Below are 21,769 nucleotides of genomic sequence, written 5' to 3' on the forward strand. Positions count from 1 at the left end.
GCGCAGCCTCAATCGGCGTCGAAATCCGCCTCCGTCTTCTCGCGGAGCTCTTCGAGGGTGACCTCCGGCGCCAATTCGACGAGCTTGAGACGCTTCTCGTCCTTGTTCACGTCGAAGACGGCATGGCTGGAGACGACGCGGTCGACGCAGGCGATGCCGGTGAGCGGCAGGGAGCACTCATGCAGGAGCTTGGGCGCGCCCGACTTCGAGACATGATCCATCAGGACGACGACGCGCTTGACGCCCGCGACGAGGTCCATCGCGCCGCCCATGCCCTTCACCATCTTGCCCGGAATCATCCAGTTGGCGAGGTCGCCGCCCTGGCTGACTTCCATCGCGCCGAGAATGGACAGGTTGATGTGCCCGCCGCGGATCATCGCGAAGCTGTCGGCCGAGCTGAAGAAAGAGGTCTTCGGCAGCGCCGTGATCGTCTGCTTGCCGGCATTGATGAGGTCGGGATCGACCTCGCCCTCATAGGGGAACGGACCCATGCCCAGCATCCCGTTCTCGGATTGCAGGGTCACTTCCATGCCGTCGGGAATGTAATTGGCGACCAGGGTCGGGATGCCGATGCCCAGATTGACGTAGAACCCGTCCTCGAGCTCCGTTGCGGCCTTTTCGGCCATCTGATCTCTCGTCCAGGGCACTGTCGTCTCCTTTCGTGATGGTGTGTTGGTGCGCGAGGCCGCGCCGCGCGTCAACGCGGATCCGCCGTGTCCGGCTGCTCGGGTCGTCCCTCGCCGACCGCGCGGATGTCTCCGGGCTCCCGAACGACGATCAGGAGGTCTGCGTGATGCTCTTCGCTGTGGGCGCCGGCGAGCCGCCCGCTGACGCGGACACGCTCGCCGAAGCGCAGAGGGAACCGGTTCCGTCCGCCGCTGAAGAAGATATCGAGCGTGTCATAGCGGCGGGAGGCGTCATAGGGCGTCGGCGTGCCGTCGAGCTCTATGCAGACAGGCGGGTCCGGGCGCAGCGCGACCCAGCCATCCCGCTCCTCCATCACTCCGGTGATCGAGACCGTTTCGGTATCCTCGGTCACCGAGTGACACGCCGCGCCGGGCGCCGCGGCGAGCAGCACTGCGAGAAGGCCGATCAAGCCGCCTTCCCGCCCGTCCCGCCCTGCGTCGCAGCATCGCCGCGGCTGCGCACGGTGCGCTGCTCGATCCGCTTTTCCTGCGCAGCCTCGACGATCCGGTCGACATAGATGCCCGGCGTGTGGATGTGATCGGGATCGAGATCGCCGGTTTCGACCAGCTCCTCGACCTCCGCGACGCAGATGCGGCCCGCCGTCGCCATCATCGGATTGAAGTTGCGGGCCGTCTTGCGGAAGACGAGATTGCCCTCCCGGTCGCCCTTCCAGGCGCGCACGATCGAAAGGTCCGCGACGAGGCCGGTCTCGAGGATGTAGCGCTCCCCGCCGAATTCGCGCTCTTCCTTGCCTTCGGCGATCAGGGTGCCGACGCCCGTCTTGGTGTAGAAGCCGGGAATGCCCGCACCGCCCGCGCGGATGCGCTCGGCCAGCGTGCCCTGCGGGTTGAATTCGAGCTCCAGCTCGCCCGAGAGATACTGCTCCTCGAATGTCTTGTTCTCGCCGACATAGGAGCTGATCATCTTGCGGATCTGCTTCGTCTGCAGCAGGAGGCCGAGGCCCCAGTCGTCGACGCCGGCATTGTTGGAGATGACGGTGAGGTCCTTCGCGCCCGAATCGCGCAGCGCGAGGATCAGCGTCTCCGGAATGCCGCACAGGCCGAAGCCCCCGGCCATGACCGTCATTCCATCCTCTGCCACGCCCTCAAGCGCCGAGCGTGCGTCGCTGTAGACCTTGTTCGACATGCTGCCTCCGTCGTGCTCCTGCGCTGCTTGTGGATGGGGGGCCCGCTTCCATCAAGAGGCAGTCTCACCGGGGAGGATGCGCCTGCGCCTTCGAGAGCCCGCTAGGCCTCGATCGGGAAGCGCACGCGACTGGGCGGGAAAGGCCCCGCTTCCGCGGCGGAACACGTCCGGGCGAGACTTGCCAGCATGCCGCGCTGCCCGTCCGGGCCGGAGGAGACGTGCAGGGGCTGGTCCCAGGCGGCGATCAGCGGAAGGAACGCCTCCGCGATCGCGGCCTCGGCCATGACGCTCGCCTCGTCGGGTTCGCCCGGCGAGACGAGGAGCATCGTCGCCACCGCGCAGACCGCAGCACCCGTCAGGCCGAACCCGACCTTGCTGCCCCATTTGATCCGGCCCTGAGGCCGTTCGCGCCCGGCCCGCCGCGGAGGCCTAGCCTGCGCAGCCTCGACCACGACCATCAGGCGGACCCCGCGCTTGCGGATGGTCTCGACATAGATCGGGTAGCGCGCCGAATCGCCGAGCGCCTTGCGCAGATTGCAGATCGCCCGGTCGATGGCGGCATCGGAGACGATGACGCCTTCCCAGACATGCTCGACGAGTTCATGGCGGGAGAATGTGCGGCCGGGATCTGCGGCCAGCAGGCAGAGGAGGCGCATGATCTTGGGCTGGATGGTCCGCGCATCCTCCTCGGACCCGAGACGGTTGCGGGAGGGCGTGACGAGGTGGGGACCGACCAGGAAAGGCTTATCCAGAAGGACGGGATCGTCTCCCTCCGCCTTGGCCTGATCCTTATCGCTGCTCATCGCCGCACTGCGCTGAACGCCTCCCCGATATGCGCGTCAGGGACAGAAATTAAGCCGTCTCGGGGGTCCGCACAAGCAGAGCGAAGGAAATGATCAGGTTTCCGGTTTTACCGATTAGCAATAAAAATTCCTTCGCAGCCGGCATCATCAAACGATCAGGAAACCAGCAGGCGTCCGTCACCTGTCGCTCAAGCAGCGCAGGCGGGCCGCTCCCATCCTTCCCTCACCGCCACCAGCGGCGCAGCAGCGATACCGCCCGCTGCGACAGCCCGGAAGGAGACGACCATGAAGACACGCACCGCGATCACCGCCCTCGCCCTCGGTCTCGCCCTGAGCACCGGCGGCGCCGCCGCCGCCTCGCCCCTCGTCGTGAGCGCCAGCGCGGGCGGCTATGCCTTTAGGGGCGATGATTTCCGCTTCCGCTATGACAGGACCGCGCTGGAGAGCCAGGATGGCACCGAGCGCGAATACCACCGGCTCAACCGGTCGATCTCGCGCTACTGCACCCGGAACGGCGAGCGCGGCGCCGAAGTGGTCCGGTGGCAGAACGACTGCCGCGCCTATGTCCTCGAAGAATGCGAGAAGCAGATGCCCAAGCGTCTCTACGCCTTCCACAGGCAGGCCGTGGGGAGAGAGAACGCCTGAGCCCCCTCCCTTGAGTGACCGCCGCCCCTATTCGGTCGGCGTGTCGCTCACCTCGAAGTTGTAGAGGCTCTGATCGAAGCGGTTGTACTCCTCGTAGCGGAGGAGGTCGTAGAGATCGCGCCGGTGCTGCATCCGGTCGAGGATGCCGTTCTGGTCTCCGTGCTCCTTGATATGGTCGAGGCCGCGTTCGGCCTCGCCCATTGCGAGGCGGAGGGTCGTCACGGGATAGATGACCACGTTGAAGCCGAGATCCTCGAGCTCCTTGGTGTTGAGAAGGCGCGACTTGCCGAACTCGGTCATGTTGGCGAGGATCGGCACGTCCAGCGCCTCGCGCACGGCCTCGAACTCTTTTTCCGACTTCATCGCCTCGGGGAAGATCATGTCGGCGCCCGCGTCGACATAGGCCTTCATCCGGTCGATCGCCTTGTCGAGGCCCTCGACGGCGCGGGCATCGGACCGGGCGATGATGACGAAGTTGTCGTCGAGGCGCCCGTCCACGGCCGCGCGCACGCGCTGGACCATGGTCTCGGCGTCGACGATCTCCTTGCCGTCGAGATGCCCGCACCGCTTGGGCATGACCTGATCTTCGAGATGGCAGCCTGCGAGGCCCGCCTCCTCCATCAGGCGCACCGTCCGCGCCGCGCTCATCGGCTCGCCGAAGCCCGTGTCGACGTCGATGAAGGCGGGAAGGTCCGTGGCCCGCGCGATCTGGCGGCCGCGGGTGACGAACTCTTCCTGGTTGGCGATGCCGATATCGGGCAGGCAGAGATCCGCCGCCATGACGGCGCCCGAGACATAGACGCCGTCATAGCCCTTGCGCTCGATCAGCTGCGCGCAGAGCGGATTGAAGGCGCCGGGGAACTGGTGAAGCTTGCCGTCCGCGAGCTGGGCGCGGAGAGCCTCGCGCTTCTGGGCAGGCGTTTTCTTCGTGAAAAGCATTACTGGCTCCGTTCTATCGAAGGTTTTCTGTCTCTGTCGGGCAGCGTCGACTGAGCTCCCATCTTGGAGGCTTGGATGACCGAGACGCTGCCGTCGGTCTCGAGGATCAGGGCACCGACATCGTCCATGCTGCCAATGCCGGACTGGCGTGCGGCCGAACGCAGCTCCTCCTTGGTGATGCGCTCATTCCGGAGACGGTCATCGTACCAGTGGCCCTTGTAGTAGAGGATGGAAGGCTGCGCCTTGACGAGGCTCTGCACCTTCTCCGACCGCACGGAGAACCACGTAACGACGTATTGCAGGGCGATCAGCATGGCGAAGGCGGTGACGCCTTGCGCGAGCGCAACGGTCTTCGAGACCAGCATGGAGGCGAGCGTCGAGCCGAAGGCAACCGTTATGACGAGATCGAACATGTTCATTTTCGACAGCGTCCGCTTGCCCGAGACGCGCAGGAGGAAGACCAGCGCGACATAGGAAGTCAGACCGAGAACAACCGTCCGACCGATCGTTTCCCACCCGGAGAAGAAAAGAGGTGCGTCCTGCATGGGCCGCTTGTGACCCTCCGCCGCAGGTCCTGCAACCCGAACCCGCCATTCGTCCGAGGCGTTAGCGCCCGGAAAGGAGATCCCATGAGCAAGAGTGACGAAGAGGCCTATCAGGAGTTCGGCGACCTCGTGAACATGGCGCCCAAGGAAATCGAGGAGTGGCTGGAAACCGAGGAATCGAAATCGGTCGGCCAGAAATCGGATGGGGGCGAAAGCACCGGCCACAAGTCCGGCAAGCGCATCGTCGAGATCAAGCGCACCAAGAAGGACGATCTGACGTCCGACGACTACGACCACATGCGCAAGGTCGTGGGCTACATCAAACGGCACAAGGCGCAAGGCGGCCCGGACGAGGACATGGAGCATTCCGACTGGCGCTACAGCCTGATGAATTGGGGGCACGACCCCAAAAAGGCGTGAGGCAGGCCGAGTCAGGCTGAGGCAGAAAAACCATCTCAGGTTCACGTTTTCGTTACGGCACAACCTGTAGATGTGGCGGGCAGTTCAGGAGGATGTGCCCTCGTGTCCGCTTCTCCCCGTCCCGCCCTTGCCGAGGCGGCGCGCCTCGCCGCGCTGCGGCGCTACGAGGTGCTCGACACCTCGCCCGAGCCCGCCTTCGATCGACTGACGCGGCTCGTCTCGGCCCTGCTCGGCGCACCGATCTGCCTGATCTCGCTCGTCGACGAGGAGCGGCAGTGGTTCAAGTCGAAGGTCGGACTGTCCGTAACGCAGACCGCGCGGGACCTCGCCTTCTGCGAACATGCCATTCGCAGCGACAGCGTCCTCGTCGTGCCGGATGCAACGCTGGATGCCCGGTTCGCGCACAATCCGCTGGTCACCGGGGCGCCGGAGATCCGGACCTATGCAGGCGCGCCCCTGATGACGGCCGACGGGCACGCGCTCGGCACGATCTGCGTTATCTGGGACAGCGTGACACCGGTCACCGGGGCGATGCAGGCCCAGCTGCGCGATGCCGGAGGCGCGGTCATGGATGCGCTGGAACTGCGCCGCACCGCCCGCCTCGCCTCGGAAGGAGCGGCGGCGAGGGCGCGCTTTCTCGCCGCGATCAATCACGATGTCCGAACGCCGCTCAACGGCATTCTCGGCATGTTCGAGATCCTGCGATCCAGCTCCTCCGAGGATGCGAGAACATACGCGCAGGTCGGGTATGGCTGCGCGAGCGATCTTTGCGACCTGCTGACGAAGGCGCTCGAAGCCGCCGAAGACGGAAGCCCGCTTCAGCTTTACGGGAGAGGGCCGGCCGAGGCCGCGCCGACCCCTCCTCCGGACACCCCGGAAGCATTCCGCCGGGCGCCGCCTGACGCCCGGCAGAGCATGTATCAGAACAGGCCTTTGGCCGCGTTCTCCTGAAGATAGCCGTCGGGAGCGACGGGGTTCAGCGTCCGGACCTCTTCAGCCGACAGGTCGGGCAGGCGCTGAACGAGGTCCAGGAACCGCTCGCTCTCGGACTTGTCGAGAATGCCGTCGGTCAGCATCCGGAACTTGTTGATATAGTTCTCGCGGACGAAGGGACGCGCGCCGAAGGGGTGCGCATTCGCGACCGCCTTCTCGTCCTCGATCGTGCTGCCGTCGGACATGGTGACGACGACGCGGGCGCCGAAGGCTTTCTCGTTCGGGTCGTGGCTGTGATAGCGCCGGGTCCACTCGGGATCCTCGGTCGTCTCGATCTTGTGCCACAGGCGCACCGTGTCCTCGCGCTGGGCGCGCTCGGGCGCGTAGGAGCGCTCGTGGTGCCATTCGCCGTCCTGCAGGGCGACGGCGAAGATATACATGATCGAGTGGTCGAGTGTCTCGCGGCTCGCCTTCGGGTCCATCTTCTGCGGATCGCCCGAGCCCGTGCCGATCACATAATGGGTGTGGTGCGAGGTGTGCAGAACGATCCTTTCGACCTTGTCGAAGCCGCCGCGCTCCTGGATCTGCTTGCCCATATCGAAGGCGAGGTCGATCAGCGCCTGGCTCTGATATTCGGCCGAATGCTCCTTGGTGTAGGTGTCGAGAATGGCGCGCTTCGCCTCGCCCTTGCCCGGCAGCGGCACCGTATAGGCGGGATCGTAAGGGCTCTTGCCCTGATCGCGGGCCGTGCGGCCGTTGAGGATGAAGGAGATGACCGAGTCCTCGCCCTCATAGATCGGGCTCGGCGCGCCCTCGCCGCGCATGCAGCGGTCGACCGCCTCGATGGCGAGCTTGCCGGCATAGGCGGGCGCGAAGGCCTTCCACGAGCTGATCTCGCCCTTGCGCGACTGGCGCGTGGAAACGGTCGTGTGCAGGCCCTGCTGGATCGCCTGGAAGATCACTTCGGGGTCGAGGCCCATCAGCGTACCGACCGCCGCGGAGGCCGACGGCCCGATATGCGCGATATGGTCGATCTTGTGCTCGTGCAGGCAGATGCCCTTCACGAGGTTCACCTGGATCTCGTAGCCCGTCGCGATCCCGCGGACGAGGTCGCGTCCGTCCCGGCCCGCCTGCTGCGCGACGGCCAGGACCGGCGGAATGTTGTCGCCGGGGTGGGAGTAATCCGCGGCGAGGAAGGTGTCGTGGAAGTCGAGCTCGCGCACCGCCGTGCCGTTCGCCCAGGCCGCCCATTCGGCATGCACCGTCTCGCCTTCGGGCAGGCCGAACAGCGTCGCGCCGCCCTGACGCGAATGCGCCCTCGCCTGCGCCCGCGCCGTCTTGATCGGACCGCGGTTCAGCGAGGCGATGGCGACGGAAGCGTTGTCGATGATCCGGTTGATGATCATGTCGGTCGCTTCTGCGTCGACCTCCACCGGGTCGGCGGCGACTTCGGCCATCTTCCAGGCGAGCTGCTTTTCGCGCGGCAGCTCGTCCTTGGACGGATGGGCGCGGACTTCGTGATCGATCATGGTTTCCTCTGTACTTTTATCGATGGTGTTCTCGGGATGCGGCGGTTCAGACGCCGCTCAGATCGAGCGGCCCGCTCGGCGGCGTGCGGAAATAGCCGTCCAGAGCGGCCTCATCGACCGCAGCGATGTCGGCGGGCTGCCATTTCGGCTCGCGGTCCTTGTCGACGAGCTGCGCGCGGACGCCCTCGATCAGGTCGTGCCCGCGCATGATGTTGGCGACGACGTCGAATTCGCGGCTTATGCAGTCCTCGAAGCTCTCCGGCGCATCGCGCAGCAGGCGGTGGGTCAAAGCGAGGCTGGTCGGGCTGGCCGGCCGCATCTTCTCGAGCGCGCCCTGCCCGAAGGCGCCGCCCGTTTCCTCGAGCTGCGCGAAGAGCGAAGGGATGCTCTCGATATTGGTGAAGTGCTGGTCGATGTCGCGGACCGAGTGCACCGTGCTGCCCGCATCGGCGGGATTATGCTCGGGCATGGCGGCGCTGATCGCGGCCGACGGGTCGCCCTTATCGAGCGGGAGGCCGAGCAGCGTCTCGCGCAATGCGGGCAGGTCCTCGCTCGGCACGAGAGTATCGGCGATCCCGGCCGTCAGGCAGTCCGCGCCGCGCATCCGCACGCCGGTCAGCGCAAGGTAATTCCCCATGCCGCCGGACAGCTGCTTGAGGTGGTAGCTCGCCCCGACATCGGGGATCAGGCCGATCATGCATTCGGGCATGGCCCAGAGCGTGCGCTCGGTGACGACCCTGTGGCTCGCCCCGGCGGAAACGCCGACCCCGCCGCCCATGCAGACGCCGTCCATCAGCGCGACATAGGGCTTTCTCAGATGGTGGATGCGGGTGTTCATCCGGTATTCGGTGCGGAAGAACCCGGTCGCGCTGTCGGGGTCGCTCATCGCCTCATCGCGGACCGAGCGGACATCGCCGCCCGCGCAGAAGGCCTTCTCGCCCTCCCCCTCGATCAGGATGGCGCGGACCTCGTCGTCCGCGCTCCACTTCGCCAGCGCCTCATCGAGGGCGGCGCACATCTGGGTGTTGAGAGCGTTCAGCGCCTTTGGGCGGTTCAAGGTCACGACGCCCCAGGCGCCGCGGCGTTCCAGTCGAATGTCATCCGTCATGGCCGGGGGTTAGCCGAGGCGGCGAAGAGCGGCAAACCCCGCTGCGCAGCGCGCCGATCGAACTCGATCAGGGCTCCGTGAGGCACGGAAAGCGCGGCGAGGCCGATGAAGACCGCGCGGATCGTGCTGTCGGACAGATCGGCCGGTGCGAATCGCCAGAGGAGAGCTCCGAGCGCGATCACCGCCGCAAGAGCGGCGAGCGTGTAGAGAAGGACGCTCCCCACCCCCCGGCGCAGCTCGCCGCGATGGCGCAGGAGGTGCCTCGGGCTGTGCAGCAGCGTGAAATAGACCGCGAAGAAGACGAGCGGCGGAAGCGCGACCGCCAGAAGCGCCACGCCCGCCGCCTCGGCAGCCATGCGCCGGTCGAAGGCGAAGGCCGAGGCGATCGCGCCGAGAACGGCAAATGCGCCGAGGATCGCCAGGGCCGGAGGCAGCCCCTCCAGCGCGACAGGCTCTCCTGTCACGGCGGAGAAGATGCCGCTGACCGCCGCGGGGTGGCTCAGCGCCGGAACGATGACGACCGCGCCCGCGCAGCCAAGGCGGGTCGCCAGCGGCGCATGGCGCCAGTCATCCGAGAAGTGCCAGACCGAAAATACGAGAAAACCCAGAAGCGCCGCCAGCGGCGAGGCGACGAAGGCGAGGACGACCAGCCCGGCGAGCGCGATATAGGCCAGATGGAAGACAGCGAAGCTCGGCCAGTCCGACCAGAGCCGGTCGCGGCGGGCGAGCCAGAGATCGAGCGCGCCGTGCGGCAGGCCGAGAAGCAGCACCACCCCTCCGAGCGCGATCACAGCGGCAGGACCGCGCACGGCACCGCCGAGCAGCGGCCAGGCCGCCGCAAGGAGCAGCACGCTCCACAAGAAGAAGTCCGAATGCCGCTTCGCAGTCACGGACTGGACTTAAGGCCCGGACGCCTCGCGGCGAGCCGGGCCCGAGATCAGCTGGCCAGCCGGGTCTTCACCGCGTCGATCGCCGCCTGCGCCGCATTGGCGTTTGGCCCGCCGCCATGGGCGAGGTCCGGCTTGCCGCCGCCGCCCTTGCCGCCCAGCGCCTCGACGGCGAGCTTGACGAGTTCGGGCGCGGGAAAACGCCCGGTCAGCTCGTCGGAGACGCCGACCGACACGCTGGCCTTGCCGTCATTGGTGCTGACAAAGGCGGCGACCGCATTCGGGTTGGCCTTCTTCGCATCGGCGATCAGGCCGCGCAGCTCTTTCGGCGGGATGCCTTCGAGGACGGCGCCGGTGAAGGCGACATCGCCCACCGTCTCCGCCTTGGCACCGCCGCCACCGCCGGTCGCGGCCTTCTTCTTGGCGGCGAGAAGCTCCTTTTCGAGGCGCTTCTTGTCCTCGGCGAGGGCCTGCACGCGTTCGAGAAGCGCATCCGGCTTCACCTTGAGCGCGGCGGCGGAAGCGAGGGCGGCATTGGCCTGTGCCTTCAGATGCGCGCGGGCCGCCTCGCCCGTCACCGCCTCGATCCTACGGATGCCCGAAGCCACGGCGCCTTCCGAGGTGATGGCGAAGAGCTGCACGTCGCCCGTGCGGTTTACATGCGTGCCGCCGCACAGCTCGACCGAATAGGGCTTTCCGCCCCCTTCGGGGTCATGGCCGAGCGAGAGCACCCGCACCTCGTCCTCGTATTTCTCGCCGAAGAGCGCCATGGCCCCGCTCTCGATCGCGTCGTCATAGGCCATGAAGGCGATATGGCCTTCGGCGTTCTGGCCGATGACGCGGTTCACCTCGGCCTCGACGGCTTCGAGGTCCTCGCCCGCGACGGCGGAATTTTTCGAGAAGTCGAAGCGGAAGCTGTCGGGCCCGACAAAGCTGCCCTTCTGCGTGACGTGGTCGCCGAGGCGCCGGCGGAGCGCGGCGTGAAGGAGGTGCGTCGCGGAGTGGTTCGCCTTGATCTTCGCGCGGCGCCGGCCGTCGACCGTCAGGGTCAGCGTATCGCCGAGCTCCACTGTGCCGCCGGTGACGCGCGCTTCGTGCAGGTGCAGGCCGGCCTTCTTCTTGGTGTCGGTGACCGTGAGCTCCGCGCCGCCTTCGCTGCGCGCGCTGCCCGTATCGCCCGTCTGACCGCCGGATTCGCCGTAGAAGGGCGTCTGATTGGTCACGAAGACGATCTCGTCGCCTTCGGCCGCGCTTTCGACGGGCGAACCGTCCCGGACCAGCGCCACAAGGCGCCCCTCGGCCTTTTCGTGCGCATAGCCGATGAACTCGGTCTTGCCGTGCTCATCGGCGATGTCGAACCAAACCCGCTCGTCCGCCGCATCGCCCGAGCCAGACCAGTTCGCGCGCGCCCGCTGCTTCTGCTCGGCCATGGCGGCGTCGAAGCCTTCATTGTCGAGGCGGTAGCCCTCGCGGCGCAGCGCGTCCTCGGTCAGGTCGCGCGGAAAGCCGTAAGTGTCGTAGAGGCGGAAGGCCGCCTCGCCCGGCAGCGTGCCGCCCTCCGGCAGCTTGGCCGTCTCTTCGCCGAGCAGTTTCAGCCCGCGCGTCAGGAGGTCCGAGAAGCGCTCCTCCTCGACCCGCAGCGTATCCTCGATCAGGCTCTGCGCGCGGACGAGTTCGGGATAGGCGCCGCCCATCTCTTCGGTCAGCACCGGCACGAGGCGGTGCATCAGCGGGTCCTTCGCACCGAGGCCGTTCGCATAGCGCATGGCGCGCCGCATGATCCGGCGCAGGACGTATCCCCGCCCCTCGTTCGACGGCGTCACGCCGTCCGCGATCAGGAAGGAGGAGGAGCGCAGGTGATCGGCGATCACCCGATGCGCCGCCGCGTCGCCGCCTTGCGCTGCCCGGCCCGTCAGCTCCTCGGACGCGCCGATCAGCGTGCGGAAGAGGTCCGTCTCGTAGTTCGAATGCACGCCCTGCATCACGGTCGCCATGCGCTCGAGGCCCATGCCCGTATCGATCGACGGCCGGGGCAGGTCCTGGCGCTCGCCGCCGGGCTGCTGGTCGTATTGCATGAAGACGAGGTTCCAGATCTCGACGAAGCGGTCGCCGTCCTCGTCCGGGCTGCCGGGCGGGCCGCCGGGGATGCCCTCGCCGTGATCGTAGAAGATCTCGGAGCACGGCCCGCAGGGACCCGTGTCGCCCATGGACCAGAAATTGTCCGAGCCCGCGATGCGGATGATGCGCTCGTCGGGGAGCCCTGCGATCTTGCGCCAGAGCGCCGCCGCCTCGTCATCGGTGTGGAAGACGGTGACCGTCAGCCGGTCCTCGGGCAGGCCGAACTCGTCCGTGACCAGCGACCAGGCGTTCTTGATCGCCTCTTCCTTGAAGTAATCGCCGAAGGAGAAGTTCCCCAGCATCTCGAAGAAGGTGTGGTGGCGCGCCGTATAGCCGACATTGTCGAGGTCGTTGTGCTTGCCGCCCGCGCGCACGCATTTCTGCGCCGATGTCGCGCGGGTGTAGGGCCGCTTCTCCTGGCCGGTGAAGACGTTCTTGAACGGCACCATGCCCGCATTGACGAAGAGCAGGGTCGGATCGTTCTGCGGAACGAGCGGGGCGGAGGGCACCGCCTCGTGGCCGCGCTCCTCGAAGAAGCGCAGGAAGGCGGAGCGAATGTCGTTGACGGTCTGGGTCATGGCGACTGGATAGGAGCGGCGGACCCGCCGCGCAATCGGCTCTTTGCGGGGCTTGCAGGCGAACAATTCCCCGCTTCGCGCCGTTCGCTGCGCCGATGCCCTCTTCGAGCCGATATATGCCGCTCCGTCCCCTCTGCGCCGCGCTTCTGCTGACCGCTGCCTGCGGAAGCCAGCCCGATCATCGCGCCGAGGAGGCGCCCCCCGAGACGGTCGCCGCTCTCGACCTCCAGCGCTATTCGGGGCTCTGGTACGAGATCATGCGCTACCCCAATCGCTTCGAGGAGGGCTGCGCGGGTGTGACGGCGGAATACGCGCTGCGCGAGGATGGGCGGATCGCGGTCACCAATACCTGCCGCCAGGGTGCGCCCGACGGACCGGTCGAAGTGGCCGACGGCGTCGCCAAACGGGTCGGCGAGGCGAAGCTGAAGGTCCGCTTCGCGCCGTCCTTCGTGCCCTTCGCATGGGGCGATTACTGGGTGCTGGCGCTGGAGGGAGACTATTCCGCGGCGCTGGTGGGCAGCCCCGACGGCAAATATCTCTGGATCCTCGCGCGCGACCCTTCTCCGCCCGAGGCCGTCATTCGCCGCATGATCGCAGAGGCCGAGGCCCGCGGCTACGAGACGGCGCCCCTCATCCGCACCGAGCAACCGCCTGAATGAGAATGGGCCCGGCGATTTCTCGCCGGGCCCTTCGTTCCGATGCGGCCTGCGTCAGCCGAGGCGCTTGCGCGCCACGAGGCCCGCGAGGCCCGTCAGCATGAACAGCGCAGCGCCGGGCAGCGGCACGACTTCGATGTTCAGTTCGGTCTGGCCGAAGACCGGGTTGAGCGGCTCGAGATTATTGCCGGACAGTTCCGAGAGAAGCGTATCCAGCACGATCATCGCGCTGTCGCTGTTCCGGTAGGCCAGGAAGGACAGCGTCGCGACGACGAAGTCATCGGCCTGGTTCTCCAGGAGGAAGTCGTTTTCATTGCCGGTGATGCCGAAGAGCTCGACCTCGCCCGGAATGGCGTCCGCGAAGAACTCGCTCACATAAGCGGGCGCCCACGGAAAATCGACCTGGTTCACATTGGTTTCAGGATCGATGAAGCTCACACCGGCAAAGGCGAGAGCGTCGTCGTCGAAGAAGATGTCGAGCAGATAGGCGGAGAGGATCTCCGTCTCGGTCTCGGCTTCGAACAGAATGCGGACATCGAAGATTTCACCGGCCTGGACGGTGGTCTCGTCGGTCTCGATCCCGATGACGGCGGCGTTCGCGGCGGGCACCGCGACGGTCGTTGCAGCGAGAGCCGCTGCAGCGGCTTTGAGGAACTTCATTGGGCACTCCGTGATGTCAGAGCATTAAGCTTGATACATTTCGAAGTGTGGTCAATGCCGATCTAAGGTTAACACCGCCTTTTTGCAGATGATGAATGCTCTATCGGCCGTCTATTCATCCAAGAGATGCAGACAGTCGAAATAGTTCCCTCAAGACACGAAAATCGGCAGCGGAAGAACCGCTATTGCGCAGCCGCCGGAACGATGGTGACGCTCTCGCCGCAGCCGCAGGCATCGGTCTGGTTCGGGTTCTCGAACACGAATTTCGCGCTCAGCTTCTCGGTGACGTAGTCGATGCGCGTGCCGAGCAGGAACAGGATCGCCTTGGGGTCGATCAGGATGCGCACGCCCTCGGAGGTCACTTCCTCATCGAGCGGCGCCTTCTCGGTGGCATAGTCGAGCGTGTATTCCATGCCGGCGCAGCCGCCATTCTTCACGCCGATGCGCACGCCGACATAGGCGCCGTCGGCGGCCGCCATGATGGCCTTCATCCGGTCCGCTGCCCGCTCGGTCAGCGTGACGACCTCCGGGCGCGCGCGGCGGCGGGCGGGGGTCTCGGTTCTCGCCTGCTCGCTCATCTTACATCCACCCCAATTCGAGCTTCGCCTCGTCCGACATGCGTTCGGGCGACCAGGGCGGATCGAAGGTCATGTCGACGGACACGTCGTCCACCCCGTCCACCCGGCGGATGGCCGTTTCCACCCAGCCCGGCATCTCGCCCGCCACGGGGCAGCCGGGCGCGGTCAGCGTCATCACGATCGACACCTTGCCGCCCTTCCCGTCCGAGGGCGGGTCGTAATCGACCTGATAGATCAGGCCGAGCTCATAGATATCGACCGGGATCTCGGGATCGTAGACGGTCTTGAGCGCCTCCACGATCTTGCCCGTCATGTCCGAGAGATCGCTCTCGGACAGAGGCTCTGGCGCGGTCTTCGGCCCCGCGAGGTCGATCACGTCGCGGGCGCCCGTGTCCGGGTCGAAGTCGGTGGCGGAAGCGGTCTCGGTCATGCCGACCATTTCGGTCGGAATTGACCGAGATTCAAGCCGCCGCCGATCAATCCGCTGCGCCGCCCTCTTCGGGCATAAGATGACGGTTCAGGAACCGCATGCGCGTCTGCATCAGATGCCGACCGAGCGCCTCGCCCCTAATGCCGTGACGCTGCCCCGGATAGGTCATCATCTCGAAATCGCTGCCCGCCTGTTGCAGGGCCGCATAGACGCGGGTCGAGTTGTCGAAGGTGACATTGTCGTCCGCCATGCCGTGGATCATCAGCAGCGGAAACTCGGCATTGTCGAGATAGGGGAACACGCTCGACGCCTCGTAACCCTCGGGATTGTCCTGCGGCGTGTTCATGTAGCGCTCGGTGTAGAAGGTGTCGTAGAGCGACCAGTCCGTCACCGGCGCGCCCGACACGGCGGCCGCGAAGGTGCCTTCGGGCGCCTGGAGCGCGGTCATCAGCGTCATGTAGCCGCCATAGGACCAGCCCTGGATGCCGATGCGCTCGGGGTCGATCCAGTCCTGCGACTTCAGCCAGTCGACGCCCGCGAGCTGGTCGCGCACCTCCGGCCCGCCCGTGCGCTCGTAGATCACGTCCTCGAAGGCCTTGCCCCGGTTATAGGACCCGCGATTGTCGAGGCGGAAGACGACATAGCCCTGCTGCTGGAGGTACTGGTCCTGCAGGCTCTGCCAGCGGCGCGAGACGCGCTGGACGTGCGGGCCGCCATAGACCTCGACCACCGCCGGATAGCTCTTCTCCGGATCGAAATCGTGCGGCTTCAGGACGGAATAATAGAGCGTCTGCCCGTCCTCGGCTTCGAGCGTTCCGTATTCGGGCACTGCGTGGGCCGAGACGAAGGGCGCGTAAGGATGGCCCTCGCCGAGTGCGTTCTCCTCGATCCAGGTGATCAGCTCGCCATCCATGCCGTAGAGCCCGGTGCGCGGCGGCGTCTGCGGGTCCGAATAGGTGCCGACGAAGCTCTGCGCGTCGGGCGCGACCTGCACCGACCAGCTGCCGCCCTCTGCCGTGATCCGGTCGATCTTGCCGGGCTGGCGGTAGGAGGTGCGGTAGAGGTGCTGCTCGAGCGGTGTGTCCTTGTAGCCCGAGAAATAGACGAGCCCCTGCCCCTGATCGACGGCTTCGATCGCGCTGACGACCCAGTCGCCGCTGGTGACGGCCGTCTTCTCGCCCTCGCCGTCCCAGCGATAGATCTGGCGGAAGCCCGATTCCTCGGTCGTCCACAGGAAGCCGCCTTCGTCGAGGGAGCGGAAGTCATGAGAGAGGTTGATCCAGGTCGGCTGCTCTTCGGTGTAGGCCTCGGTCACCTCGCCCGTCTCGACATCCACCCGGCTGAGCGTCAGCTCGGTCTGGTCGCGATTGACGGTCTGGATGAAGAACTCTTCGGGGCCTGCCCAGTTGACGCGAGCCAGATAGGTGTCCGGCGAAGCGCCCCATTCGACCTTGACCGGCTCCCCGCCGAGCGGCTTCACGAAGAGGTCGACGACCGCATTGGGGCGGCCTGCGCGCGGATAACGCTGCTCGACCACCGTCACCTCGTCGGCGGAGATGTCGAAGCGGGGAATGACGTCGACCCCGCTCTCGTCGGTGCGGGTATAGGCGATGCGCGCATCGCCCGGGCTCCACCAGTTCCCGGTATAGCGCGACATCTCCTCCTGCGCGACGAATTCGGCGGTGCCGTAGGAGACGGCCTCCTCGTCCGCTTCGGGGGAGATGCGCCGCTCCTGCCCGCTTTCGAGGTCGATCGCATAGAGCGCGCCGTCCCTCAGGAAGGAGACATAGCCGCCGTCCGGGCTGACCTTGGCGTCGTATTCGAAGGCCTCCGTCTCGGTCAGGCGGCGCGGCTCGCCCTCCACCGGCACGTAGTGGAGATCTCCGCCGAGGGGCACGAGCACGGCCTCGCCGCGCGTGTCCCAGTCATAGGAGACGATGCCCTTGGAGCCTGCGATCCGCTTGCGCTCGCGCAGCGCCTTCTCCTCCTCGGAGAGCTCGACCTCCTCCGGCTCGAGCCTGCGGCTGTCGACCAGCATCCAGGCTTCGCCCGTGCGGGTGTCATAGGCCCAGAGGTCGAAGCGCTGCTGCTCCTCCTCGCGCGGGCGCAGGAAGGTGACGAGCGAGCCGTCGGGGCTGTACTGCACTCCGCGCGGGGTCGCCCCGGACAGGTCGGGCGAAGCGAAGAGGCGGTCGAGGGTCAGCTCCTGCGCCTGCGCGGCGGGGCCGGCGAGCGTCAGGGCAGCGATTGCGGTGAGCGTGCGTTTCATGCCGCGGACACTAGCCGAGAGTTCGGCAGCGACGCCAGCCGCCCGCTCGCGGGCTGATCAAGATGTCACGCCGCGCAGCTCGCCCTGTCCTGTTCCGCCGAGAGGCGCGCCTTCACGCTGGCGCTCGCATCGGGGAATTTCGCCGCGCCCGCACCGAAGACCTTGCAGGCCTCCTCGGTCTTGCCGAGCCGCGCGAAGGCGGTGCCGAGCTTGAGATAGGCCTCGGGCGAGCGCGAATCGTCGGGATAGGCGCGGACATGCTCGAGAAAGGCGGTGGCCGCCTCGGCATAGGCGCCCGTCGCGAGATAGATCTCGCCGAGGAGATAGCGCGCGTCTGGCGTCTGCTCGCTGTCGGGGAATGCTTCGAGATAAGCCTCGAAGGCGGCTTCGGCCTCGTCGTAATCGCCCGCGAGCAACGAATCATAGGCGACGTCATAGGCCGCTTCGGGATCGGCGGGCAGATCGAAGGTGGGCGCCGAAGCCTCCGCTTCGGCTTGCGCAAGCCCTGCCCCGCCGCCGCGCAGGTCGGTCGGCCCCGCGCCCTCATCCGCCGCGATCGGAGGCAGCTCCGCCTGGGCGTCCTCGTCGAAGGGAAAGTCCTCTTCGCCCTGCCCGAATGCCGGAGGGCCGGCCGGATCGGTTCCGTCCGCCCGTCCCATCACCTCCATCAGCGTGTCGATCTGGCGCTGCTGCTGGCTGAGCCTGTAGGTCAGCTCCTCGACCCTGCCCGTCAGCTCCTGCATCTGGCGCTCGAGCTGGCCGAGCCGCACTGTCGTGGCGGCGGCTTCGGGCCCCTGCTGCGGCTGGGGCGCGCCGAGCGTGATCGGCCCCGCGTCCCGCTGCGCGCGCTCTGGCTCCACCGAATAGAGTTCGGCCTGAAGGTCCCGCACGGCGTTTTCGAGCCGCATCAGCCGCTCCGTCGTCCGGTCCACCGCGGGCTGCGCCCGGACCTGCGCCACCGCCGGCACGCTGCTGGCGGTGGCAAGAAGAGCGACCAAGGCCAGCGCTGCGCGTTTGTTCGTCATGCTCGTTCCTGCCCGTTTCCCGGTTTCCGCTCCGTCTTATCACGAAGCCCCCTGCCGCAAAGCCGCAGGAGGGAACCATTCTGTAAGGCGGGAGCGCGGAGAGGAATTCTCGTAGTTTTCGCGCAACGCGGCGCATGGTAGCGGCAGCGGCAATGGCATCCCCCGCGACACGCATCCGCCTCTGGCTCCGACATTCGGCCCGCCGCGCCAGCACGGTTGCGTCGTGGAAGGTCTGGGTGCTGGCCGTCGGCGTGGGCGGGGCGACGGCGTTCGGCACGCTCGGCTTCATCCTCGCGGTCGAGTTCATCACGACACTCTCCTATGGCGAGGGAACGCGGGCGCTGGCGCAGGGCGCCCGGGGCCTCGCGCCGGAGCGCGCCTTCATCGTGCCGGTGCTCGGCGGCCTCCTGGTCGGAGGGCTCCTCTGGCTCGGCCGGCGCCTGCGCGTCATCCCCGACGTGCGCTGCATGGGGGTCGCCGAGGTGATCGAGGCCCGCGCGAGCCCGCCCGGGAACCTCAGCCTTTCGAGCGGCGCAGTGAACACGCTCGCCACCGCCCTCGCCCTCGGCACGGGCGCCAGCGCCGGGCGGGAGGGGCCGGTGGTCCTGATCGGCGGCGCGCTGTCGACAGCGCTCGGCGAGCGGCTCGGCCTGACCGGGCGCGAGGCGCGCACGCTCCTTGGCTGCGGCGCGGCCGCGGCGGTCTCCGCGGGCTTCAACGCGCCCATTGCCGGCGTGCTCTTCGCGCTCGAAGTCGTGCTGTCGAACTATGCACTGTCCATGTTCGGCCCCGTGGTCCTGTCCGCCGTCGTCGCCTCCCTGATCGGCAAGACCTATCTTGGCGACCTGCACCGCTTCGAAATCCCGTCCTATACGGGCGCGGGGCTCTACGACTTGCCGCTGGCCGCGCTTCTGGGCATCGTCTGCGGCATCGTCGCCTGGAGCTTCCTGCAGCTCGCGGGCAAGGGGCGGCGCATCGTGCGGCACCTGATCTCGCGGCGCCGGGTCGAGCCGGCGCTTCTTCCCGCCGTGGCCGGAATCGGCATGGGGCTTCTCGCGCTCGAGCTGCCGGAGGTCCTCGGCGTCGGCTACGAGGCCACCGTCGAGGCGATCCACGGCAATTATTCGCTGTCGCTCCTGACCGTCCTTCTGGTCGCGAAGATTTTCGCGACCGTGCTCTGCCTGTCCTGCCGGTTCGGCACCGGCGTCTTCTCGGGCGGCATCTATTTCGGCGCGATGAGCGGCGCGGCCTTCGGCATCGTCGCCAACCTCCTCTTCGACGCGAGCGTGGCGGATGCGACCTTCTATGCGCTGGTCGGCATGGGCGCCGTATCGGGAGCGATCATCGGCGCGCCGATCTCGACGACCCTGATCGTGTTCGAGCTGACCGGCGACTACGGCATCACCGCCGCGCTCATGGTGGCTGTGGGCATCGCGACCTTGCTGACGCAGATCTTCTTCGGCTCGTCCTGGTTCCACTATCAGCTCAACCAGCGCGGATACGACCTGTCGGACGGTCCCCAGGGCGTCATCCTCCAGACGATCCGCGTGCGCGACGTCATGCGCCCCATGCCTGAGGACGCAGCGCCGCTCGAAGACGGGGCGCCGCGCCTGATCGCCGGCCAGTCGCTGGGCGAGGCCCTGGCCCGGATGAGCCAGCTCGGCCTCGACGGCATGCCGGTGGTCGCGGATCTCGACGAGTCCAAGATCGTCGGCACGGTGACCCAGATCCGGGCGCTACGGACCTATAACCGCGCCCTGGTCGAGAGCCATATCGAGCATCACCGATAGGGGTCAGGCATAGGCATAGGGGCCGCCCCGCTCCAGCGCCCGGCGATATGCCTCCCGCGAGTGGGTCCTTGAGACATAGGCTGCGATGTTGGGATAGCGGTCCGCCCCCTCCATGCGGGACTGCGCCGCCTCCAGCGGGAAGATCATCATCACGTCCGCGCCCGACATGTCCTCTCCCGCGAACCATGCCCGCTCGCCCAGCGTGCGGTCGATATGAGAGAGCTGTTCGTTCAGGCGCGGATCGACGAAGCTCTTCATCGCCGTGCCCGCCACGCCCTTGACCAGAGGCCGCGCGAGCGCGGGCGCGCGCTCCGGCATGACCTTGAACAGGAGCGCCATGAGGAGAAGCGGCTGGAGGCTCGCCTCGGCGGCATGGAGCCAGATGAGGTAGTCGGCATGGGCGGGCGTGCCGGGCTCGGGGCGCAGGCGGCCATCGCCGTATTTGCCGATCAGATATTCGACGATGGCCCCCGACTCGGCGACGACCAGCCCGTCATCCTCGATCACCGGCGACTTGCCGAGCGGATGCACCTTCCTGAGGCTGTCCGGCGCGAGCATGGTCTCGGGGTCCCGCTCATAGCGGCGCACCTCATAGGGTGCGCCCAATTCCTCGAGCAGCCACAGGATGCGCTGCGACCGCGAGTTCTCCAGGTGATGGACGGTGATCATTCGTTCTCCTCTCCCCTGCCGGGGCCGTTCAGGCTTTCGCGTTCTCCGAGCTTGAGCTCGGCGAATTCCAGAGCCGCGACGGTCAGCGTCGCGCCGAGAGCGATCGCGAGCGCCAGGGCGAGGAGCCCCATCCCGGCCGCGATGCCGACCGCGCCCGCCACCCATATCAGCGCGGCGGTCACGAGGCCCTTGGCCGGTCCGCCCTCCCCGGCATTGATCACCGCGCCCGCGCCCAGGAAGCCGAGCGCCCCGACGAGCCCCTGGAAGATGCGCGTCGGATCGGTGCCGACGACGTCATTGCCCATGGTGCGGAACGACATCTCGATGATGGCGATCGTATAGCCTGCCGCGCCGAGCGCCACGACCGTATAGGTCCTGATCCCCGCGGTCTTGTGCTTGATCTCCCGGTCGAGGCCGATGATCAGTCCGGCAAGGATCGCTCCGCCGAGGCGGATCAGGACGTCGATGACGTCATCGGGCGTCGTGCCGGAAAATTCCACCGCGAGAGCAAAGGCCGCTTCGGCGGGCTTTGCAAAGCCTCCATGCTGCTCTTAGCTCTGCGCCATGTCACAGAGCGCACAGCCCGCCCCGCCCTTCCAGGTCAAGATCCTGCCGGTCACGCCGTTCCAGCAGAACTGCTCGATCCTCCGCGCCGCCTCGGGCGCGGCCGCCGTGATCGATCCGGGCGGAGAGATCGACCGCATTCTCGCCGAGGCGAAGGGAATGGATGCGAGGATCGAGAAGATCTGGCTGACCCACGGCCATCTCGACCATGCCTCCGGTGCCATGGCCCTCAAGGAGCGCACCGGCGCGATCATCGAGGGCGCCCACCCCGAAGAGGCCTTCTGGCTCGACCAGATCGAGGCGGTGACGATGCAATACGGCTTTCCGGGGGACAACAGGAACTGCACGCCGGACCGCTGGCTCGACGAAGGCGACAAGGTGGAGCTCGACGGGAATATCTTCGAGGTCTACTTCACCCCTGGCCACACGCCGGGCCATATCGTCTTCTTCAACCGCGAGGCGAAGCTCGCCTTTGTCGGAGACGTCCTCTTCCAGGGCTCGATCGGCCGCACCGATTTCCCGCGCGGCGACCATCAGACCCTCATCGACAGCATCACGGGCAAGCTCTGGCCCCTGGGGGACGATGTCCGCTTCATCCCGGGGCACGGGCCGATGGGCACGTTCGGACAGGAACGCAGAACCAATCCCTTCGTCAGCGACGCCGCCCTGGGCCGCAGCTAGGCCCTCCGGCGGCGCCTTCGCGCCGTCATGTCGGCCCGCCCTCCCGCGCCGGGACCTGCGGCATGCTCTTCCGCCTGCATCCGGGCAGCCCGGCCAACCGGCGGGTCCG

23 protein-coding genes are annotated in these 21,769 nt (G+C 67.1%); 6 read left to right on the forward strand and 17 right to left on the reverse strand.

Translation table 11 applies throughout. From position 1 onward, the window contains the following. Positions 1-8 precede the first annotated feature (8 nt). The 4 genes from IE88_RS0100275 to IE88_RS16945 all read right to left on the reverse strand — a co-directional run bounded on the left by IE88_RS0100275 (position 9) and on the right by IE88_RS16945 (position 2,636). Positions 9-647 carry a CoA transferase subunit B gene (locus tag IE88_RS0100275; RefSeq protein ID WP_031548845.1) on the reverse strand — a complete coding sequence of 213 codons (639 nt, stop codon included), beginning with the start codon at positions 645-647 and terminating at the stop codon, positions 9-11. A gap of 50 nt (positions 648-697) precedes the next feature. Then, positions 698-1,096, reverse strand: coding sequence for a hypothetical protein (locus tag IE88_RS0100280; RefSeq protein ID WP_031548847.1), 399 nt, complete (start codon positions 1,094-1,096; stop codon positions 698-700). Continuing rightward, positions 1,093-1,833 carry a CoA transferase subunit A gene (locus tag IE88_RS0100285; protein WP_051881300.1) on the reverse strand — a complete coding sequence of 247 codons (741 nt, stop codon included), beginning with the start codon at positions 1,831-1,833 and terminating at the stop codon, positions 1,093-1,095. The genes IE88_RS0100280 and IE88_RS0100285 overlap by 4 nt, the downstream gene beginning before the upstream one ends. 101 nt (positions 1,834-1,934) lie before the next feature. Further along, positions 1,935-2,636: a winged helix-turn-helix domain-containing protein gene (locus IE88_RS16945; protein WP_031548853.1), complete on the reverse strand. Its 702-nt coding sequence runs from the start codon at positions 2,634-2,636 to the stop codon at positions 1,935-1,937. Between the two features lie 285 nt (positions 2,637-2,921). On the opposite strand from IE88_RS16945, the gene IE88_RS0100295 reads away from it, so the two are divergent. After that, the gene (locus IE88_RS0100295) at positions 2,922-3,281 is read left to right on the forward strand and encodes a UrcA family protein (protein ID WP_031548856.1); all 360 of its coding nucleotides are present in this window, start codon (positions 2,922-2,924) and stop codon (positions 3,279-3,281) included. Between the two features lie 27 nt (positions 3,282-3,308). Here the strand turns inward: IE88_RS0100295 and prpB are convergent, their stop codons facing one another. Together prpB and IE88_RS0100305 are read right to left on the reverse strand one after the other, a co-directional pair. Continuing rightward, entirely contained in the window at positions 3,309-4,220 is a 912-nt protein-coding gene (gene prpB, locus IE88_RS0100300) for a methylisocitrate lyase (protein WP_031548859.1), read from the reverse strand. Further along, positions 4,220-4,765: a DUF421 domain-containing protein gene (locus IE88_RS0100305; protein ID WP_036766251.1), complete on the reverse strand. Its 546-nt coding sequence runs from the start codon at positions 4,763-4,765 to the stop codon at positions 4,220-4,222. The genes prpB and IE88_RS0100305 overlap by 1 nt, the downstream gene beginning before the upstream one ends. A gap of 84 nt (positions 4,766-4,849) precedes the next feature. Here IE88_RS0100305 and IE88_RS0100310 point away from each other — a divergent pair, with 84 nt between their 5' ends. Together IE88_RS0100310 and IE88_RS18340 are read left to right on the forward strand one after the other, a co-directional pair. Further along, entirely contained in the window at positions 4,850-5,185 is a 336-nt protein-coding gene (locus IE88_RS0100310; RefSeq protein WP_031548864.1) for a DUF3140 domain-containing protein, read from the forward strand. Between the two features lie 102 nt (positions 5,186-5,287). Next, positions 5,288-6,136 carry a GAF domain-containing protein gene (locus IE88_RS18340; protein WP_051881301.1) on the forward strand — a complete coding sequence of 283 codons (849 nt, stop codon included), beginning with the start codon at positions 5,288-5,290 and terminating at the stop codon, positions 6,134-6,136. Here IE88_RS18340 and IE88_RS0100320 read toward each other — a convergent pair. The 4 genes from IE88_RS0100320 to alaS are packed head-to-tail and all read right to left on the reverse strand — an operon-like array spanning position 6,106 to position 12,338. Continuing rightward, a complete protein-coding gene (locus IE88_RS0100320; protein ID WP_031548870.1) occupies positions 6,106-7,647 on the reverse strand; it encodes an MmgE/PrpD family protein in 1,542 nt (513 codons plus the stop codon). The two genes, IE88_RS18340 and IE88_RS0100320, sit on opposite strands and share 31 nt — an antisense overlap. 46 nt (positions 7,648-7,693) lie before the next feature. Beyond that, positions 7,694-8,755: an enoyl-CoA hydratase/isomerase family protein gene (locus IE88_RS0100325; protein WP_031548873.1), complete on the reverse strand. Its 1,062-nt coding sequence runs from the start codon at positions 8,753-8,755 to the stop codon at positions 7,694-7,696. Then, complete coding sequence (locus IE88_RS16955; RefSeq protein WP_051881302.1) at positions 8,752-9,645, reverse strand: Brp/Blh family beta-carotene 15,15'-dioxygenase; 894 nt, start codon at positions 9,643-9,645, stop codon at positions 8,752-8,754. The genes IE88_RS0100325 and IE88_RS16955 overlap by 4 nt, the downstream gene beginning before the upstream one ends. 47 nt (positions 9,646-9,692) lie before the next feature. Then, positions 9,693-12,338 carry an alanine--tRNA ligase gene (alaS, locus tag IE88_RS0100335; protein WP_031548878.1) on the reverse strand — a complete coding sequence of 882 codons (2,646 nt, stop codon included), beginning with the start codon at positions 12,336-12,338 and terminating at the stop codon, positions 9,693-9,695. Positions 12,339-12,454: 116 nt separating this feature from the next. Here alaS and IE88_RS0100340 point away from each other — a divergent pair, with 116 nt between their 5' ends. After that, positions 12,455-12,997 carry a lipocalin family protein gene (locus IE88_RS0100340; protein WP_031548881.1) on the forward strand — a complete coding sequence of 181 codons (543 nt, stop codon included), beginning with the start codon at positions 12,455-12,457 and terminating at the stop codon, positions 12,995-12,997. 51 nt (positions 12,998-13,048) lie between these two features. On the opposite strand, the gene IE88_RS0100345 is transcribed toward IE88_RS0100340, so the two are convergent. From IE88_RS0100345 to ybgF, 5 genes are all read right to left on the reverse strand, one after another. After that, positions 13,049-13,654 (reverse strand): VPLPA-CTERM sorting domain-containing protein, encoded by a 606-nt coding sequence (locus IE88_RS0100345; RefSeq protein ID WP_031548884.1) that lies wholly within the window; start codon positions 13,652-13,654, stop codon positions 13,049-13,051. Positions 13,655-13,836: 182 nt separating this feature from the next. After that, on the reverse strand, positions 13,837-14,232 hold the full coding sequence (locus tag IE88_RS0100350) for a HesB/IscA family protein (protein WP_031548887.1): 396 nt from the start codon (positions 14,230-14,232) through the stop codon (positions 13,837-13,839). Position 14,233: 1 nt separating this feature from the next. After that, entirely contained in the window at positions 14,234-14,662 is a 429-nt protein-coding gene (locus IE88_RS16130) for an SUF system Fe-S cluster assembly protein (RefSeq protein ID WP_036766348.1), read from the reverse strand. A gap of 46 nt (positions 14,663-14,708) precedes the next feature. Beyond that, positions 14,709-16,931 carry a S9 family peptidase gene (locus IE88_RS0100360; protein WP_031548893.1) on the reverse strand — a complete coding sequence of 741 codons (2,223 nt, stop codon included), beginning with the start codon at positions 16,929-16,931 and terminating at the stop codon, positions 14,709-14,711. Between the two features lie 65 nt (positions 16,932-16,996). After that, entirely contained in the window at positions 16,997-17,956 is a 960-nt protein-coding gene (gene ybgF, locus IE88_RS0100365) for a tol-pal system protein YbgF (RefSeq protein ID WP_031548896.1), read from the reverse strand. Positions 17,957-18,108: 152 nt separating this feature from the next. Between ybgF and IE88_RS0100370 the strand changes: the two genes are divergently transcribed. After that, complete coding sequence (locus IE88_RS0100370; RefSeq protein WP_051881303.1) at positions 18,109-19,746, forward strand: chloride channel protein; 1,638 nt, start codon at positions 18,109-18,111, stop codon at positions 19,744-19,746. Positions 19,747-19,749: 3 nt separating this feature from the next. Here IE88_RS0100370 and IE88_RS0100375 read toward each other — a convergent pair whose 3' ends face one another. Both IE88_RS0100375 and IE88_RS0100380 read right to left on the reverse strand, forming a co-directional pair. Further along, positions 19,750-20,415 carry a glutathione S-transferase family protein gene (locus IE88_RS0100375; protein ID WP_031548903.1) on the reverse strand — a complete coding sequence of 222 codons (666 nt, stop codon included), beginning with the start codon at positions 20,413-20,415 and terminating at the stop codon, positions 19,750-19,752. Next, positions 20,412-20,915 (reverse strand): MgtC/SapB family protein, encoded by a 504-nt coding sequence (locus IE88_RS0100380; protein ID WP_051881304.1) that lies wholly within the window; start codon positions 20,913-20,915, stop codon positions 20,412-20,414. Before IE88_RS0100380 ends, IE88_RS0100375 begins: the two co-directional genes overlap by 4 nt. A 64-nt stretch (positions 20,916-20,979) precedes the next feature. Between IE88_RS0100380 and IE88_RS0100385 the strand changes: the two genes are divergently transcribed. Continuing rightward, a complete protein-coding gene (locus tag IE88_RS0100385) occupies positions 20,980-21,660 on the forward strand; it encodes an MBL fold metallo-hydrolase (protein ID WP_031548908.1) in 681 nt (226 codons plus the stop codon). Positions 21,661-21,769 lie beyond the last annotated feature (109 nt).

Origin of the sequence: Parvularcula oceani, from assembly GCF_000733125.1 — a bacterium.
Taxonomy (GTDB): domain Bacteria; phylum Pseudomonadota; class Alphaproteobacteria; order Caulobacterales; family Parvularculaceae; genus Parvularcula; species Parvularcula oceani.